This window comes from Neolewinella lacunae, from assembly GCF_014349155.1.
Classification (GTDB): domain Bacteria; phylum Bacteroidota; class Bacteroidia; order Chitinophagales; family Saprospiraceae; genus Neolewinella; species Neolewinella lacunae.
Genome location: NZ_JACSIT010000098.1, coordinates 78,250 through 95,456, shown reverse-complemented (window position 1 = coordinate 95,456; position 17,207 = coordinate 78,250). Strand labels below are relative to the sequence as shown.

The 17,207-nt window shown below is 57.9% G+C and carries 20 protein-coding genes; 7 read left to right on the top strand and 13 right to left on the bottom strand.

The window, feature by feature from the left end:
- Nucleotides 1–123: 123 nt before the first annotated feature.
- The 3 genes from H9S92_RS09675 (at nt 124) to H9S92_RS09665 (ending at nt 2,933) form a co-directional block, all read left to right on the top strand.
- Entirely contained in the window at nt 124–579 is a 456-nt protein-coding gene (locus H9S92_RS09675) for an META domain-containing protein (protein ID WP_187466508.1), read from the top strand.
- Between the two features lie 137 nt (nt 580–716).
- Nucleotides 717–1,856, top strand: a complete 1,140-nt coding sequence (locus H9S92_RS09670; protein ID WP_187466507.1) for a methylmalonyl-CoA mutase family protein — start codon at nt 717–719, stop codon at nt 1,854–1,856.
- A gap of 45 nt (nt 1,857–1,901) precedes the next feature.
- The gene (locus tag H9S92_RS09665; RefSeq protein WP_187466506.1) at nt 1,902–2,933 is read left to right on the top strand and encodes an aldose epimerase family protein; all 1,032 of its coding nucleotides are present in this window, start codon (nt 1,902–1,904) and stop codon (nt 2,931–2,933) included.
- Nucleotides 2,934–2,983: 50 nt separating this feature from the next.
- On the opposite strand, the gene H9S92_RS09660 is transcribed toward H9S92_RS09665, so the two are convergent.
- Together H9S92_RS09660 and gpmI are read right to left on the bottom strand one after the other, a co-directional pair.
- Nucleotides 2,984–3,712: a metallophosphoesterase gene (locus tag H9S92_RS09660; RefSeq protein WP_222936045.1), complete on the bottom strand. Its 729-nt coding sequence runs from the start codon at nt 3,710–3,712 to the stop codon at nt 2,984–2,986.
- 201 nt (nt 3,713–3,913) lie between these two features.
- Nucleotides 3,914–5,464 carry a 2,3-bisphosphoglycerate-independent phosphoglycerate mutase gene (gpmI, locus tag H9S92_RS09655; protein ID WP_187466504.1) on the bottom strand — a complete coding sequence of 517 codons (1,551 nt, stop codon included), beginning with the start codon at nt 5,462–5,464 and terminating at the stop codon, nt 3,914–3,916.
- A gap of 330 nt (nt 5,465–5,794) precedes the next feature.
- On the opposite strand from gpmI, the gene H9S92_RS09650 reads away from it, so the two are divergent.
- Both H9S92_RS09650 and H9S92_RS09645 read left to right on the top strand, forming a co-directional pair.
- On the top strand, nt 5,795–6,190 hold the full coding sequence (locus tag H9S92_RS09650) for a DUF4783 domain-containing protein (protein WP_187466503.1): 396 nt from the start codon (nt 5,795–5,797) through the stop codon (nt 6,188–6,190).
- Between the two features lie 605 nt (nt 6,191–6,795).
- Nucleotides 6,796–9,216, top strand: a complete 2,421-nt coding sequence (locus H9S92_RS09645) for a M12 family metallo-peptidase (RefSeq protein ID WP_187466502.1) — start codon at nt 6,796–6,798, stop codon at nt 9,214–9,216.
- Here H9S92_RS09645 and H9S92_RS09640 read toward each other — a convergent pair.
- The 6 genes from H9S92_RS09640 to H9S92_RS09615 form a co-directional block, all read right to left on the bottom strand.
- Nucleotides 9,200–10,231, bottom strand: a complete 1,032-nt coding sequence (locus tag H9S92_RS09640; RefSeq protein ID WP_187466501.1) for a glycosyltransferase family 9 protein — start codon at nt 10,229–10,231, stop codon at nt 9,200–9,202. The genes H9S92_RS09645 and H9S92_RS09640 overlap by 17 nt on opposite strands.
- Before the next feature lie 59 nt (nt 10,232–10,290).
- Nucleotides 10,291–10,770 carry a hypothetical protein gene (locus H9S92_RS09635; RefSeq protein WP_187466500.1) on the bottom strand — a complete coding sequence of 160 codons (480 nt, stop codon included), beginning with the start codon at nt 10,768–10,770 and terminating at the stop codon, nt 10,291–10,293.
- Nucleotides 10,763–11,137, bottom strand: coding sequence for a hypothetical protein (locus H9S92_RS09630; RefSeq protein ID WP_187466499.1), 375 nt, complete (start codon nt 11,135–11,137; stop codon nt 10,763–10,765). The genes H9S92_RS09635 and H9S92_RS09630 overlap by 8 nt, the downstream gene beginning before the upstream one ends.
- Nucleotides 11,138–11,294: 157 nt before the next feature.
- The gene (locus H9S92_RS09625) at nt 11,295–11,723 is read right to left on the bottom strand and encodes a YtxH domain-containing protein (RefSeq protein ID WP_187466498.1); all 429 of its coding nucleotides are present in this window, start codon (nt 11,721–11,723) and stop codon (nt 11,295–11,297) included.
- Between the two features lie 181 nt (nt 11,724–11,904).
- The gene (locus tag H9S92_RS09620; RefSeq protein ID WP_187466497.1) at nt 11,905–12,438 is read right to left on the bottom strand and encodes a response regulator; all 534 of its coding nucleotides are present in this window, start codon (nt 12,436–12,438) and stop codon (nt 11,905–11,907) included.
- Between the two features lie 163 nt (nt 12,439–12,601).
- A complete protein-coding gene (locus H9S92_RS09615; RefSeq protein ID WP_187466496.1) occupies nt 12,602–12,913 on the bottom strand; it encodes a thioredoxin family protein in 312 nt (103 codons plus the stop codon).
- A gap of 421 nt (nt 12,914–13,334) precedes the next feature.
- Here H9S92_RS09615 and H9S92_RS09610 point away from each other — a divergent pair, with 421 nt between their 5' ends.
- A complete protein-coding gene (locus H9S92_RS09610) occupies nt 13,335–13,853 on the top strand; it encodes an RNA polymerase sigma factor (RefSeq protein ID WP_320055160.1) in 519 nt (172 codons plus the stop codon).
- A gap of 585 nt (nt 13,854–14,438) precedes the next feature.
- The gene (locus H9S92_RS09605) at nt 14,439–15,926 is read left to right on the top strand and encodes a hypothetical protein (protein ID WP_187466495.1); all 1,488 of its coding nucleotides are present in this window, start codon (nt 14,439–14,441) and stop codon (nt 15,924–15,926) included.
- A gap of 3 nt (nt 15,927–15,929) precedes the next feature.
- Here the strand turns inward: H9S92_RS09605 and H9S92_RS09600 are convergent, their stop codons facing one another.
- From H9S92_RS09600 to H9S92_RS22500, 5 genes are all read right to left on the bottom strand, one after another.
- Nucleotides 15,930–16,073, bottom strand: a complete 144-nt coding sequence (locus tag H9S92_RS09600; RefSeq protein ID WP_187466494.1) for a hypothetical protein — start codon at nt 16,071–16,073, stop codon at nt 15,930–15,932.
- Between the two features lie 262 nt (nt 16,074–16,335).
- A complete protein-coding gene (locus tag H9S92_RS22515) occupies nt 16,336–16,467 on the bottom strand; it encodes a hypothetical protein (RefSeq protein ID WP_264757922.1) in 132 nt (43 codons plus the stop codon).
- 51 nt (nt 16,468–16,518) lie between these two features.
- On the bottom strand, nt 16,519–16,650 hold the full coding sequence (locus H9S92_RS22510) for a hypothetical protein (protein ID WP_264757921.1): 132 nt from the start codon (nt 16,648–16,650) through the stop codon (nt 16,519–16,521).
- 50 nt (nt 16,651–16,700) lie between these two features.
- Complete coding sequence (locus H9S92_RS22505; protein ID WP_264757920.1) at nt 16,701–16,832, bottom strand: hypothetical protein; 132 nt, start codon at nt 16,830–16,832, stop codon at nt 16,701–16,703.
- 43 nt (nt 16,833–16,875) lie between these two features.
- Nucleotides 16,876–17,007: a hypothetical protein gene (locus H9S92_RS22500; protein WP_264757919.1), complete on the bottom strand. Its 132-nt coding sequence runs from the start codon at nt 17,005–17,007 to the stop codon at nt 16,876–16,878.
- Between the last annotated feature and the right edge of the window lie 200 nt (nt 17,008–17,207).

The window sequence follows — 17,207 nt, the reverse complement described above, 5'->3', positions numbered from 1 at the left end:
CCCGGCGGCAGAACATCGGCGCGGACTGCGCGTTATTTCCACGGTGGGCTGGTCCGCTCTCGCCTTGCTCCCAATGGCGTACCTTGCACCTGGCTTCGCCCCAAAATCAACTCATTATCCGCTATGCGCACGCTTCTCCTGGCCTTTGCTGTTCTTCTTTTCGGCGTGGCCTGCCACCCCAAACCCGCCACCTACGAACGGGGTGACCAAACCCCCACTACAGCTATGCAAAACATTCCAATCCCTTCGGGCTGGGACATCGTCCGCTGCGAATCTGAAGGCCGCGTAGTGCCCGCCGCCAATGACCGGGGTTTTGTGGCCATCCGCGAAAACCAGATTGGCGGCAATACGGGTTGCAATGCCTTTGGCGGCGACTGGAGCGCCAAAGACGGCCGCATGGAAGTGCCCGGCGTGATGGCCACCAAAATGTACTGCGAGGACGCCGCCGATCAGGAGCGCGTGGTGCTGGGCCTGCTCAACGGCACGGTGGCTTGTAGCCTTCAAGACGACGGCTCGCTTATCCTGATGGACGGAACGACGAAAGTTCACTTGCGCCGGAACGACGAGCGCCTGAAGTAGTTGCCTGGGCCCTGGCTTACTCCCGGCCGGCAGCTTATTTTTTGCGCCGGGGGGTACGAATGCCCCCACTTTCGCCGAGACGGTGTAACTTCCGCCTGCATTCTCCACCGGGCCTTCTGCCCACAGACTTCAAGCCCATGCCCAGTACGGACCAGCCCCTGTCCTACCCCTCCGCCGGCCACGAAGATTGGTTATCCCGGGTCAATGACCGTACCGACGGCCTGACCATCGAAGCCCGCGACCGCCAAGCCTTCGCCGCATTCCGGGGTCTGCCCGAACCCGTAGCGGAGCCGGCCGCCGCTGACCAACGCCGCTGGCAGGCGGGCGCTTACGTGGATTCTGGCTCCAACGAAGCCATCAATGCCTACGCGAAGGAAGAACTGGCCGGAGGTGCCGAAGCCCTGCTTTTCCGCCTTTACCGTCAACCCCGGCTGGCGGATCTGGATACCATCCTTCAGGATATTCCCGCCAACGGCGTCAGTCTCCACTGTTCCCTCCGCTACCCCGGCCAAGACCCGGCGGAGTTGTTTCGTGACCTGGTCCACTACCTCCGCAAGGAACAGTACGACCTGGCCGCCATCGAAGGTTCGGTGGATTTTGACCCCCTGCTGGATTGGTCGGAGCCCCCTTTTCCGCCCCTCATCCGCTTGCTGTATTTCGTCGCCCGCTGGATGCCCGGTTTCCGGGTCCTGCAGGTCAACGCTGCTGGCTTCAATAATGGCATCGGGCAGGCGGACGCAGAGCTGGCGCTGGCCATTGCCAAAGGCACAGAGTATTTGCGCCAACTGGAGGCGCGGCGCTACCCGGCAGCTCTGGCCGTCCGGCATTTGAAATTTGCCTTCACGGTGGGTACTTCGCTTTACGGAGACATCGCCAAACTACGGGCCTTCCGCACCCTCTGGGCCGAAGCCCTTGCCGGAATGGGGATTGAAAGCGCCGGAACCACCCTGGTATCCGCCCACTCGGACATGGACACGATGACGGGCGACCGGGAAGCGAACCAGCGCAACCTCACCTTTCAGGCCCTGGCCGCCATTCACGGGGGAGCCGACCTGGTCTTTTTGGCGCCGGCCGAGGGGATGGACCGCCCGCCCAGCCCGGAAGGCCGGCAAATTGCTCTGAGCATCCTGCAAAAGCTGCGGCCCGCAGATGCGGCCATGCTGCCTTTGGACGAAGCCTACCTGAGCACCCTTACCGAAGCCCTCACCACCGCCACCCGGGGGAAATTGGCTAACATTGCCGCCCAGGGAGGCTTCGCTCACGCCACCGAAATTTAAGTACTCGCCGGGGTTTGATCCTGGCACCTCTCCAATACCACCCGCATGCCCACCGTCCACCACCGGCACTGGGGAACCACGCCCGCTGGCCCCGCCAATTTGTACACCCTCACCAACCGCCGCGGCAACCAGGTAGCCATTTCTGATTATGGCGCAACCGTTACGTCAATCCAGATCGGTGGTGCCGAAATGGTCATCGGTTTTGACGCGCTGGCGGATTACCTCGGGGAACAGCCTTACTACGGTGCGCTGGTGGGGCGCTACGGCAACCGCATCGCCAACGGGCAATTCCAACTGGGGGGCAAGACCTATACGCTGGCCACCAACGATAAAGGCAACCAACTCCACGGCGGTCCCCGGGGCTTTGATAAGTGCATCTGGAGCGCCAACGCCCGCACGACCAACGCGGCAGCGGTCCTCGAATGTGATTTGGTCAGCCCGGCTGGCGACCAAGGCTTCCCCGGTACGCTTAGCGTACGCTGCACCTACGCCTGGACCGACGAAAACGAGCTGCGCATTGCCTACCGGGCCACCACTACTGAAGACACCATCGTCAACCTGACCAACCACAGCTACTTCAACATCGGTAGCGCTCCCACCGTACTGGAGCAGGTTTTACAACTGGCCGCCGACCACTACGTGCCCGTCAATGACCGCCTCATCCCCACCGGCAGCCTGGCCGATGTGGCGGGCAGCCCTTTCGACTTCCGCAGCCCGAAAGCCGTGGGAAAAGACATCAAGGCAGACCACCCCCAGGTGCAACTGGCCAACGGATACGACCACACCTTCGCAGTGCGGGGCTACGACGGCAGCTTGCGGGAGTTTGCCCTGCTAACCGACCCCGCCACCGGCCGTAGCCTGCGCTGTTTCACCACCGAACCCGGGGTGCAACTATTTACGGCCAACTTTGCACCGGGGCAGTTCCGGCAGCGCGGCGGCGAAGCCCTGCCTACCTACGGAGCGATCTGCCTGGAAACCCAGCACTTCCCCGATTCACCGAACCAAGCCGCTTTCCAGACCCCACTGCTCCGCGTCGGAGAAACTTACGCCACGGAGACGGTATACCGCTTCGAATAACAAACCCGGGGTTAAACTTTTTGCTGACGCTCCAACGGGTTAAATCGGGCTTAGGGCAAATAAATGGGTGCGGCCTGAAAGGCACCGTGGTCGTTCCATTCGAGCTGCAGGTAGGCGGGGGGAAGATCGATTTGCTGAAATTCCGGAGCTACGGGGTCGATGAAAAAGCTGGTGGGGGGGCAGAGGTGGACGTGCAGATTGCGGTAGGCGACCGTCCGACCGGAATGGTAGTGCCCACAGAAAACCCGGCGAGGGTGCCCATCGTAAGTTAATACGCGTAGCAACTGGTCCGTCTCCCGCAAGGGGTAGGCGTGGTCCATAAACCTTACGCCCATGGGAATGGGGGGGTGGTGCATTACGATCTCCGCCGCCGGGAATTGCCGGAGCGCCATCTCCAGCCATTCCACCTGTTCTCCATCAATGAAGCCACGGGAGGTATCCAGAAAAAGGAAGTTTTTGTCCTGAACACGGACCAGACCGCGGATCGGTTCCTGGCCGTGGCCCTCCAGGTAGAAAGCATTGCGCAGCATGGCCCGGTCATCGTGATTGCCGGGAGTGATGTAGTAAGGTTTACCGAGGCCATCCAGCATCTGGCGCATGGCGTGGTAAATCTCTTGCCGGGGCAAGGTGGCGCAAAAATCGCCCGTGAGGAAATAAGCATCCGGATTGTACTCCCGGGCGTGGCGAAGTACGCGCAGCAGGCGGCCATTGACGTCAAGCCGCATCAGTTCCTCTCCGTCGGGGAGGAGGTGGAGGTCAGTGATTTGTACTATTCTCAAGGGCACGATCGGTACTTTAGCGTGGAAATGTACGGAAATGTTCCGGCACTTGCGGCCGACTGCGGGACTGAGCCCTAACCTCTTTCCCTTTCTATCCGTACCAACTCCGGCGTCAGGCTGCCGTTGCCTCAAGGGCAGGACTGGATGAGGCGGGTCTTCCCGTCTTTGAACGGCCCGCCGGACCCGCTACCGTAAGGACGGCTAAGCCGGGTTTTCGCTCACCAATAAGCTTTGGCCCGTCATGGCCGCTGGCTGGGGGATCCCCATCAATGCCAGAAGGGTAGGTGCTACGTCGCCCAGTTTCCCGCCGGCGAGCAGGCGAACGTCGGCAGCTGGCCCCACGTAAACGACGGGGACGGGGTTGGTGGTGTGCGCCGTGTGAACACTGCCGTCCTCATTCCACATGATGTCGGAGTTGCCATGGTCGGCAATCACCAGCGTATGGTAGCCGTGGGCCTGGGCGGCGGCGAGCACGCGCCCCAGGCATTCGTCAACCACTTCAGCGGCCCGGACGGCGGCGGTCCAGACCCCCGTGTGTCCTACCATATCGGTGTTGGCAAAGTTGAGGCAGATGAAGTCGGGCCCATTGGCGGCGATGTCCTGGACAATGGCCTCGGTAATCCCGTAGGCACTCATTTCGGGCTTCTCGTCGTAGGTTTCCACCTCCCGGGGAGAATCGATGAGGATACGCCGTTCGCCGGGAAAGGGTTCCTCCTGGCCCCCGCTGAAGAAAAAGGTAACGTGGGCATATTTTTCCGTTTCGGCGATGCGGACCTGGGTTTTGCCCGCGCGGCTTACGACTTCGCCCATGGTCAGGCTCAGGTCAGTGGGGGCGAAGAGGACCTCCACGTTGGTGAACCGCTCGTCGTACTGGGTCAGGCACAGGTAGCGGAGGTTGGGAATGCAGTACATGCCGAACTCCGGAAAATCCTCCTGGCAGAGGGCGCGGGTAATTTGTCGGGGGCGGTCGGTGCGGAAGTTGAAGCAGATGACGACGTCGCCTTCGGAGATGCGTGCCACCGGGGTGGCGTCAGGGCCGGTGACGATGATGGGTTTGATGAATTCATCCGTTTCTCCGGCCTCGTAGCGCTGCTGGATGGTGGTCATCACATCGGTAGTGGCCTGACCGATGCCGTGAGCCATGGCATTATAGGCTTCGGCGACGCGTTCCCAGCGGGTATCGCGGTCCATGGCGTAAAAGCGCCCGACGACGGAGGCCAGCTTCGTTGGTTGGTGGGCGATGTGTTGCAAGACGGTATCGAGGTAGCCGAGGGCGGAGGTGGGCGCCACGTCGCGGCCGTCGGTGAAGGCGTGGATGTAGACCCGTTCGTTGCCGGCGGCGGTGGCGATGTCCGTCAGCCGCAGCAGGTGATTGATGTGGGAGTGTACGCCGCCGTCGCTGACGAGGCCGATGAGGTGAACGGCCTTATCTGCGTTGCGGGCGTAGGCGAGCGCATTTTGCAGGGCGGGCAGCGTAGCAAATTCTCCCTCGCGGATGGCTTTGTTGATGCGGGCAAAACTTTGGTATACGACGCGGCCCGCCCCGATGTTGAGGTGCCCCACCTCGGAATTGCCCATCTGCCCCTCGGGGAGGCCCACCTCCTCGCCGTAGGTAACCAGGGTGCTGTGGGGGCAGTCCTGGTAGATGCGGTCAAACACAGGGGTATTGGCCTGGGCGATGGCGTCGGCAGCCGGCCGCTGGCCCAGCCCCCAGCCGTCAAGAATTACCAGTAAGGATTTTGCGGGCGTCATGGCGAGTAGCTTGGTTTCGGGGCACAAGGTACAGTCCTCGCTCTTTTATCCCCAGCACTGCACCCGCGTTCAGCGCCCAATTAAAACAAAGGCACGAACGCACTTTAAGGGGTTTTACGAAAGCCAGCCGACAATCAACTTTAACCTTATCTTAGCAATCCACATGGTCATGGGGGCGTTTTAAAGGGGATTTCGGTGTGACATTTACGGCCGGATGCGTCTGATACACAGTGGTTTTCGCGAAAAGTTGGCCCCCAGCGGCCATGCTCACCGCGCCAACCAGCTCCCGCAGCTCCGCTGGCGGTTTTTTCGCTACTAAAAATGATTCCCATGAAATCGCTCCTCTTCGTTTTTCTGAGCTTTTTTGGTCTTTATACCACGGCACCCGCCCAGGCTCCCGTTGCGTTAGACGATATCTGCCGGGCCATCGGCGCAAGCAACGTGGATCAGATTGCGGCAGCCATGGACGCCGAAGTAGAACTGAGCCTGCTCGACCAGGAAAACGTCTACACCCGCGAGCAAGCCAAGGCCGCGCTGACCGCCTTTTTCAAAGATTTTACCTCCGTAAGTTTCGGGAAAGTGCACCAGGGCGCTTCGAAATCGGAAGACGCCGAATACTGCATTGGCACGCTGACCACGAACAAGGGAGCCTTCCGCGTCTACGTCTACGGCGCCAAAAAAGGCAATGGCATCCTCCTGCAGGAGTTGCGCATTGACCGAAACTAAATACAATTCCTTCGGGAGTTTATTGCTTGAGCCGCCGCCGTCGAGAAGATTCGACGGCGGCGGTGTCGTTTATACCCCCCCTGAATCCTTCCCTTGCCCCCCTGCGTCGGAGAACTGCGCGGTAGCCAAACCGCTCGGACGACCCGCAGGCTGCTCCACCAGCGGGGGACTTTAGCTACCGCTTACGAAAAGTGGCCCACCACTCCCTAGACGCTTTCCGTGCCGGGCGGGTTTTAACATTTGCTGGTCCTACTTTTACGCCACCAAAAGACGACCGTTTTATTAGACGGAAAATGAAATCCGGCCTTGTTGTTCTCTCCTATTGTTGATTTGGCCTTTTGACACATCCCCGCTGAACGTATTGGCATTACTAATTCTTCCCCTTAGTTGTAAGTCGGGCCACTAGTCGCCTGCGCCACCCCTTTTTGCTAATTCGAGCCGCTTGCCCGGCGCTGGTTCCTTCCTGCGGGAGGGCTGGGTTTGCACACCTTTCTGCAAAGGGTAAGCGGCTGTATTTTTCACCAGGCAGCTTTATTTGGTTGCCCAACATAACACGCCTTATAATTATGCATTTAAGGAACTTATTTCTCGTTGCCACCGTGGTAATGAGCACATTATCACTTACTGCGCAGATCCGGTCTGCACACACCGCACTGCCGCCCGGGGAACTGTTTCGGGCGCTGACCAATAAGTCTGCTCCGGCGGAATTGCTGGCGGAATTGAATGATTTTGCCCTTTTCACCGCCGATGCGGAGACCTACGCCAGCTTCCGCGACGCCGCCCCGCAGTCCTGGACGCTGGACTTACCCGGCAGCCAGTTGTATCCCGCTGGCCTGACCCTTCGCCTGGAACGCAACGACTTTCTGCGCCACGATTTCCGCTTACGCAGCGCTTCCACCGGTGTCGAAATTCCCCGGGCTAACCTCGGTGCCCACTACCGCGGCGAAGTGCTTGGCCAGCCCGGCAGCCAGGTGAGCCTGAGCCTGCTCGACGATGAGCTGCGGGCAACCCTCAACCTGCCCGGCGGCGAAAGGCTGGCCCTCGGCAAAGTGCAGGGGCAGCAAAAATCAGCCCCCGTGGCCACCTACGTCCTGTTCCCCGACCGGCAATTGCTCCAACGCCAGGAACTCGACTGCGCCACCGCCGATACCGGCCTGCCCTACACCGGCAAAGAACTCGCGCCCCCGGGGGCAGAAAAATCCGCTGGCGGCTGCGTCGACATCTTCTTTGAAGTTGATTACGATATTTTCTTCGATAAGGGCAGCGTAATGGCTACTGCCCAGCACGTTGCTGCCAACTTCAATGAGGTCAGCATCCTCTACGGCCAGATCGGCGTCAACTTACGCATCAGCGAAATGCTGGTCTGGGACCGCATCAGCCCCTACGCCGGTTCTACCAGCAGCGCGATGCTTACGCAGTTTCAGTCCATTCGCACCTCCTTCAACGGAGATTTGGCACAGTTGCTCAGCTACCAGGCCAGCGGCGGTATTGCGGTGCTCAACGGACTTTGTCATCCGCTCAACGCGGCAAAGCTCAGTTTTTCCAGCATCCGTTCCAATTTTGCGGCCGTGCCCGTCTACAGCTGGTCAACGATGGTCATTGCCCACGAACTCGGCCACCTGATGGGCAGCCAGCACACCCACGCCTGTGCGTGGAACGGCAATGGGACGGCCATCGACGGTTGCCCTGGCTTTACCGAAGGCACCTGTGGTACCCCCTCCTACCCCGCCAACGGAGGAACGATCATGTCTTACTGCCACCTCAGCCCGGCCGGCATCAATTTCCTCAACGGCTTCGGCCCCCAGCCCTCGGCCGTGATCGCTAACCGCGTCGCCGCCGCCCAGGGCTGCGTCCAAGCCACCTGCAACACCCCGCCCCCACCCCCACCCCCCGGCGGTGGAACGGGTGGCGACGATGACGAAGAGGAAGAAGACCCGCCTTACATCAAAACCTGCCCGGCCCAGACCGTTTTCGTAAACCTTACCCTCGACGATTTCGGTATGGAAACGACCTGGAGGATCCGCAGCGAAGCGGGGCAGGTAGTTGCCAGCGGTGGCCCCTACCCCAAGAAGCAGAAGGGCCGCGTCGTCCGGGACACCGTCTGCGTCCCCAACGGCTGCTACCTTTTTGAAATTAAGGACAGCGACTTCGACGGCATCTGCTGCGATTACGGCAACGGACGTTTTGAACTCATCGATTCTTCCGGGACGATCCTGGGCCGCGGCAGTGATTTCGATACCCTGCAGATTGTTGACTTCTGCCTGCCGGACCTGCCGCCCGCAGGCGAAGACTGCCTGGAGATCGACTTTATCCAACAGCCCGTTACCTCCTACGGCACCAATCAGGACGCCGGCACCCAGAGCATCCTCGATCAGGGACGCACCTTGTTCATCCAGCGCAATGCCTGGAAAAGGGTAAACCTCTCCTATACCATCACCCCCAGCACCGTCCTCTCCTTCTGGTTCCGCTCTACGAAGGAAGCCGAAGTCAACGGCATCGGCTTTGACGACAACGACGTAATTTCCTCGAACCTCACCTTCCGCCTGTACGGCACCCAGAATTGGGGCATTGGCAATTACGACAACTATCCGGGCAACGGACAGTGGAAGTACTACGAAATCCCCGTCGGCCAATTCTACATCGGCGAAGCTGTCTATCTTTTCTTTACCGCCGACCACGACGTAGGCACGCGCGACGGCAACAGTTACTTCCGGGACGTACAAATTTCCGAAGGTCCACCGTGCCGTACGGCCAGCCTGCCCGAAAACCTGGCGGAACCCGACGCCCAAGAAAGCTTGCAATTGTTGCCCAATCCGGCCAGCAGCCGCGTCCAGGTGCTGCTGCCGGCGGGCAAAGAAGTCCGCAGCTACCAGGTCATCGACCTCACCGGCCGCACGGTCTTAAGCGGTGAAACGGGCACGGACCGCTTGGAGTTCTCCGTAGCCAGCCTGCCTCCCGGGACCTACGTTTTCCGGTACGACGACGGCACGGGCGGCGACAGTCAGCGCTTTACCGTCGTCCGTTAGTGGCTAAAATGGCCTCGGCCAGGCGGACAATGGCCGTAGGATCTTGATCCCGGATACACCGGAAATGGCCCTTAGGGCATTGCTGATACCCGATTTTTGAGCAGGGGCGGCAGGAGAGACCCAACACCTCCTGCCGCCTCGCTTTTTCGGTAGCTTCCTCGCCCGGCAGGTAGGGGTACATACCCAATGCCGGGACAGTATTGCCCCACACACTGACGATGGGCCTGCGGAAAGCTGCGGCGATGTGCATCAGTCCGGTATCGTGGGTTACTACCACCTGGGCCTGGCGGATCAGGTCGGCCGAACCCCGCAGGGAAAAGCGACCGCAGGCGTTGGTGACGTGGCCCATGCCAGCGGCAATTCTTTCGCCCGCAGCGCGTTCAGCGGGGCCGCCCAACAGAATAACGGGGTGGTTGAACTGCTGGCAGAAGGCGGCCATTTGTTCTTCCGTCAGGCACTTCGTTGCGTGGGCGGCACCGATGACGAAAGCCAGATATTGAGGGGGTAAACCTTCGGCAGCCAGATCGACTGCATCGGCGGGCAAGAGGTGAAAGTCGAGGCCCCGCCCGTCGTTTTTCACCCCCAGAGGAGCCGCCGCAGCCAGGTAGCGATCCACGATGTGGACGCCTGGCATCCGGTCAACCCCGAACCGGGTGAGCAGGAATTTGGGGCCATTGAGTTTATTGAAAGTATGCAGACCCGGGCGCGGCCGCAGGTGCAAAGCGGGGGATAAAAAGAGCCGGGCCTTGAGAAGCAGGGTCCGCAGGTTGCCGTGCAAGTCGATGATGTGATCAAAAGCCTCGGCCCGGAGGGCGGGCAGCACCTCGGCCAGGTCTTGCTGGATGGTCCACACCCGGGCGAGGTAAGGATTGGCCGCCAGCACCCCGGCAAAGGAAGCCTTCGTCAGAAAGTGTACCTCCGCCCCCGTTTGCTCCCGGATGCAACGGATCACGGGAGTGGTAAGCACAATGTCTCCAATGGAAGAAAACCGGACGATCAATACCTTCGCTGCCATGCCGTGAAGGTAGGGCTTCCCGGAGATTGGGAAGGGGCTGCGGCGTGGACGGGATCGACTTAGGCGTCGTCCTTTTTGTTCAGTTGCTGGTAGATGGCCTTGATGGCGGGAATGGCCATGCTGCCGGCGAAGGACAGGATGGGCCTGAAATTGAAGCCGTCATTTGACGGTTCTTCGGCGGGAGTTTTGCTTCGCAGTATTTTATGCTCCGCAGGGGCCAAGCGGTGCGGGTCCGGGGCGGCAGCAGCGGGGTAGTCTTCGGGATAGACTGTACGCTGGATGGCCAGGGGGCTGGCCGCTTTTGCTTCGCTACTGTAGGTGTGTTTGTTGCGGAAAAGAAGTTTTTTAGCCACGTAGGCCGTCACTACCACGGCTCCTGCTGGCAGAATGATCCGTTTCAGGAGATAGTCTCCCGTTTGGCGCTGCGTGGTACCGAGGCTATCCACCAACTCGGCCTGGGACAGGCGCGTGGCGGCTTTTAATTCGGCCTTCCTTTCGCGCAGCTGGCGAAGGGTGGAAACTTGGCGGGTATCATTCATGGTCAGGGTCTTTGTCTTCAGCAAAGAAAATGTCGATGACTTTAGCAATAATGGGGTTGACGATCAGGAACCTCCGCAGGGCCAGCACCAACAGGAAAGTGCCTACTAAGAGTAGGCTCACCCAGCCGAACCCCCGCGCGGCACTGTCCATATCCCCCGCCAGGTAAAAGGCCAGGGCGATAAGTCCAAAGAGGACGGCGGCGAACCCCAGCAAGGTGAGGACGAGTGCTGCCACGATCCCGGCTGCCGTCAGCGCCGAACGCTCGGCGACGGTTAATTTATAGGCTTCGATTTTGCGGTCTACCAATACGCTAAAGTATCCGTACGATTCCCCGAGTTGTTCCAGTAATTGATTTTTGGTTTGCATAGCTTGGGTTGACGATCTCAGTTTGGTAGTGTGCCGGCGGAGTCCTCGCCGCCTGAAACGCGGAAGCAGCCGCGGGTGCATGGTGGTGCTCCGGCGGCCGCTTCACGCTTGGGCCAAGTCTGGCTTGGCCCGGACGTTGTGCTAATGGGCTACTGGCCTATTTCGCGCTGTTGAGTTTGGTATCCAGGCTGTTTTTGGCCTTGTTGACGCCACGCTGGAAGCTGGATTCTGCTTCGTCAGCGGCTTCAGCCGCAGAAGAGCGGAAAGCCTGTGCTTTGTCCGTCACCGTGCTTTTTACGGAATTGGCCGTCTCGGCAGCCCACTCCTTGCCTTGCTCGATTTTGCCAACTGCTTGCTGGTAAACATCGCGGCCTTTTTCTTTCGCCTCTTTTGCCAGTTCGGTAGCGCGTGAAGAGAGTTCCTGGCCATATTCCTTTACCTGGTTGCCGTACTCATCGAATTGTACCTGGGCACGGCGGCGGGCCGCACGGCCTTCGTTTGAGTTGAGGTAGTAGCCGATGGCGATGCCAGCCAGAAGGCCGAAGCCGAGTGCCCAGCCTTTTCCTGAATCATTCCGGTTATCCATTGTTGTTAGGTTTTTGAGTTAAAATAAATAGATGGTTGTTAAGAGCCCTTTGCTGTCAGACTGTGCTAATATAAGCGCGCGACTCCTTTAGTTTGTTCGCTGCGTAGGTATTTGGAGGACAAAAAGGAAAAGTTTTTCTGCGGCGGGTCGATCAGTTTCTCATTGCCGCTGCCGGCGTGGGTTACGGCAAGTTATCCGAGACCTCCTGAAGATCGCGGATGAGCGTCTCCAGATCGTTCAATTCTCCGTTGCGCAGGGCGGCGATGCCCTTTTGGAGCAGCAGCTGGTTGTTGCGGCGGCGCTCCCACTCCTTTTCCTTCTGGGCCAGAACGCCCTGGTGCTTTTCCATAACGGCGGCCAGCAGTTCCGGGAGGTTCTTAATGTTTTCTTTCAGCAGGTAACCGGAAGCACCGTTTAAAATGGTATCGGCCACCTTCTCTTCGTCGTTCAAGATGCCGGTGATGAAAATGAACGGCGTTGCATCGAGGTGTTCACGCACGTAGAGCAGGGCCTCCAGTCCGTTCATATCGGGCAGGTTATAATCCGAGAGGACCAGATCTGGCTGAAAATCCACCAGTTTTGCTTCAAATTCCACCCGGTTGGTGGCTGAAGCAAAAAGGACGGAAGGATTGTACTTTCTTACTTGCCGCTTGTTGAGCGCCATGTCTTCGGGCATATCCTCCAGGATGAAAACTTTGAATGCTTCGTCTTTCATGGGTTACTTATTCGGGGGAGACTATTGATAAGAAGGAAGGGCGGGGCTTATTGGAAGAGACTTAGTATTTGCTTGCGGTGGACCCGAGTGGCGGAAGGCTGATCCTGCATTAGTTGCGCGTACCCGGGGAGCGGAAAAGCGGTTTATTTTGTGGCGACGGCCCTCAGATCAAGTTTTGGATGAGTTCGACAATTTTTCCGGCGCTGACCGGCTTGGTGAGGCGTTCCACCAACTCACCATCCACTATGAGGAGAAGCCCCGGAGGGCTGGTAAGGTTGAACAGGCGGGCCAGGCGGGGTGAAGTTTCGTACGCAGCTTCGCGGAAGTGCACGCCAGGGAATCGCTCCGTCAGGCCCACGATGATGGACCGCAGGATGATTCCGTTACCGTCCCAGGGGGAAGACATCAGTAGGACGGTGAGCCCTTCGCTGGCCAGGAGCGGCCCGATGTTTTGATCATCAATTGTCTCTAACATACCTCGGTTTCGTGTAGATGGCATCTCTTTAAAGGTTATTTACGCGCTTGCAGGGTCTTTCATTGCTCCTCCTAAGCCGTCTCCCTGCACCTGCGGCCGCGCCCGAATGGTGAACGTACTGCGGAGGCGGAGCCCTACCGCCACTGGCTACCTGCCCGCTGCTTTCCGCAATAGAAAGCATTGTGGTGGGGCATGTTTACACCACCCGTTACTTTTTTCTGGCCCACCCGATCTGCCACGCTGCCGGACCCGTGCAAAAGTATTGTATTTCGTACGGGTACGACATATCAGGAAAGAACCTGGCCCCAACCGAAAGCATAAATAACTGAAAACGAATTGATTACATCTTTGGCACGATCCTTGAAATAACCTAAGCAGCCAAACAACGGCGTGCTCAAAAAAAAATAAACGACCAGCCAAGATGACCATGACCAATCAGCAATTCTTAAGTGAAATGGACCGCCTGGAAAACCTGCTGTTTTCTTTTGCACTCCGCCTGACCCGCAACTACGAAGACGCCCAGGACCTGATGCAGGAGACCAAACTGCGCGCTTACAAGCACCGGGATAAGTTTGCCACGGGAACCAACTTTAAGAGTTGGACCTCCACCATCATGCGCAACACCTACATCAACCGCTACCGGAAAATGAAAAACCGCCGCCACGTTAACGAGCCCGTGGAGGACATGCTCTACGCCGCCGAAAACCGCGGTTCCATCACCAACGGCGGCGAGGCCAAGATGAACATGGAAGAGCTGCAGAGCAAACTGCGGCAGATCAACGAAATCTACAGTGTTCCTTTTCTGATGTTTTACCGCGGTTACGAGTACAGCGAAATTTCCGGGTATCTGAACATTCCCATCGGGACGGTCAAAAGCAGAATTTTCCTCGCCCGCAAGAAACTGAAGGCCCTGATCGGCGAACGCCCGATGGCGGTGTAAAAACGGCAGGAAGGGGAAGTCGCCCTTGGTTCAGGCAGCATCTGATCTGCAGCAATGTACTGCGCGGTGCAAAGACTGGTAAGGTTTAACTATAGACAAGCGGGGCAGCAGTCCCGCGTCCTGAGATTGGCCCACCCTGGCGTGGGCCTTTTTCGTTTGGCAGCAGAAGGCGCGTAGTGGGTGCTGAAAGCAGGCAATTGCCCGAAGAAAAAAAAGCGCCATGACCGGAGACCTGATTAAAAAATCCTTCCTATCCTCATCGGTCATGGCGCAAAACATAACACTATGAACAACACTGTTTGTAAAAGCCGGCGTCGTATAGGGGACCGGCGGAGATTGTCCTTAAGGGCAGCATGATGCCGTCGCATCTCCCTTTGATAAGACAAAGATAGGGGGGGAATTTGGGAAATCCTGGTTCAGTTTCCCTGGGTTTGTAAGCATGAAAATGAGGGCGTTTTTTGCCACATTTTTCATCAATCATCTGATTATCAGCTTTTTATCCCTTCAAGATTTGAACAAAAAAAGCCGTACTTTTGCCCTATGAAATCACTAATTGAACTCGTAAAAGCTTGTCAACCCCGCAGTGTGATCCGTCTTTTGGAGGGGAACAGCACCGTTGCGGCGGAGGATTCGAAGATTCGCAAGCTCTACGACCTGATTCTGGAAGAACAGAAAACGGAGGAAGAGATCGTACAGGTGCTCTACGGGAAGGGCCGCCTGCCTACTTTGGGCAAATATAAGACTTTGAAGACCCGCCTGCGCCACATTCTGGTCCAGTGTTTTCTGATGGAGCAGCCCAAGGAGCCCAGCTACCTGACCTACGACCAGGCCTACCATTTTGGCTACCAACAGTTGGCAGCGGGAAGAATGCTGGCGGGTAAGGGTGCCCACAATGCGGCCCGGAAAGTGTTGTTGCTCACGCTTCAGTACGTAAAGGACTACGAGATCATTCACCTCAACCACGGCCTGACCGAGATGCTGGCGGGCCTGCACCTGGGCACCGCTTACAGCGAAGACCTATTTCAACGCTATCTTCAGCTCGCCGCGTACTACAGCGAAGCCGCTTACGACCTGGACCTGCTGAACAACCGCTACCGCCAGGTCCGGAACAGCATTTACTCTCAACGGTCTTCGCCGATGGATATCGGCATCATGGCCGCCAAATTCGTGGCCGAGTGTGCGCACCTGCCGGCGAAGTACCCCAACATCTCTCTCTTGCAGGGCATCTTCGCCATTCTGGAGATCACCTCTTTCATGCAACAAGGCCTTTACGAAAAGGCCATCGAAGCATCCTTGCGCGGTACGGCGGCCCTCGAACGCTGTAAGGGGGCGAGCCACTCTACCTTGAGCATGCTGGCCCTCTCGCGGGTGGAATGCACGATAAAGCTGGGAGACTACCAGCGGGGGCTGGAGCAAATTGAACTCGCTCGCAAGACCATTTCCAAAAACTCGATCAACGAACTCAAGCTTACGGAATACGCCATCCAGCTGGGCTTGCGCACCGGCAACTACGACCTGGCCTACCTCGAACTGGCCCAGCTCAACCGGCCAAAGTTGAAAAGTCTGATTTTGGAACGCCACATCGAGTACTGGCAAATCCTGGAAGCCTACGTTAATGTCCTGTTCTTGGCGGGAAAGATAACACCACAGGAAGATTGGCCCGAGTTGCCCAAGTTTAAGATGCGGAAGTTCGTCAATAACGTCCCTGCATACTCAAAAAACAAGAAGGGAATGAACACCCAGGTGCTCATCACCCACATTCTCTTCCTGCTGGTCCAGAAAGAGTACGATGAGGTGACCGAGCGCATAGAAGCGTTGGCAAACTACTGTAAGCGCTACCTGCGCGAGGACGAAAACCTCCGGAATAACTGCTTTTTCAAATTGCTATCCATCGCATCGCAGAGCAGCTTCTTCCGGCAACTGGCCGACCAGAAAGGTAGAAAAACCCTGGAACGGATGCAGAATGCCAAAGAATACGCCAGCAACAAGGACGCCGAAATCGTGCCCTACGAACACCTGTGGGAGATCATTCTGAACCAACTCACCGGCCCGGGAGTGCACCAGCAAAACTAACCCTTAGGGGAAGTTGCACAGCAGCAGGTCATCAACCACAATGTGCAGCGGGAGACTGCTATTGTCGGTCCAGTCTTCCCACCTGCCCCAGACCGCAGCCATGGGGTCAATGACAATGGCAGAGAACGCGTCGAAAAGATCCTGCATGCTAGGTGTAATTTGTGATGAGAGATGACGGTAAGGACAGGAAGGAGCCTTTGGCTTGGGGTATTCAGGCGTCAAAGCTGACGGATTGTGGGCGGCGAAGCCCGGCTAAACCGTCTTGCCACACTGCCATTGGCAGCCGGGGTGGCATTTCAAAATCGGGCAAAAGGAAGCAATAGGCGTTGCATAATAACCCAAATATTTGATACAACTGTATCTTTTTTCTTAAAAGTGAGACCGCTTGTTCTGTCACTGCGGCCGTTGCTCAGAGCATCAGGTCGTCGACCACGATTGATTGCGCACCGCCGAGGGTGGCGTACCAGTCGGCCACACTGCCGTAGGCCGCTACGATGGCGTCAATGAGATCGGGGGAAAGTGCGTCAATAAGAGCTTGCATAGGAGTTTGAATTTTTCAAGGAGATGAGGAAGGAGGAAGGAAGCCTTGGGCTCAGAGCATCAGGTCGTCGACCACGATGGATTGCGCACCGCCGAGGGTGGCGTACCAGTCGGCCACACTGCCGTAGGCCGCTACGATGGCGTCAATGAGATCGGGGGAAAGTGCGTCGATGAGAACTTGCATAGTAGTTTGAATTTTCAAGGAGATGAGGAAGGAGGAAGGAAGCCTTGGGCTCAGAGCATCAGGTCGTCGACCACGATGCATTGCGTACCGCCGAGGGTGGCGTACCAGTCGGCCACACTGCCGTAGGCGGCTACGATGGCGTCAATGAGATCGGGGGAAAGTGCGTCGATGAGAACTTGCATAGTAGTTTGAATTTTCAAGGAGATGAGGAAGGAAGCCTTGGGCTCAGAGCATCAGGTCGTCGACCACGATGCATTGCGTACCGCCGAGGGTGGCGTACCAGTCGGCCACACTGCCGTAGGCCGCTACGATGGCGTCAATGAGATCGGGGGAAAGTGCGTCGATAAGAATTTGCATAGTAGTTTGAATTTGTAGTGAGAAAGCGGTGAAGAGGTGCTCCTTGTGAGGAGGGTACGGGGGGCTGCTTTAGCGTTTAAAGCATGAGGTCATCGACCATGGCGAATGAATTTTTACTGGGTTAGACTGCTGCCAAATGGGTGTTTTTCGAATGCCGAACCTGGCAGGCGAAGGGGTTCGGGCCGGACTGGTGGAGAACC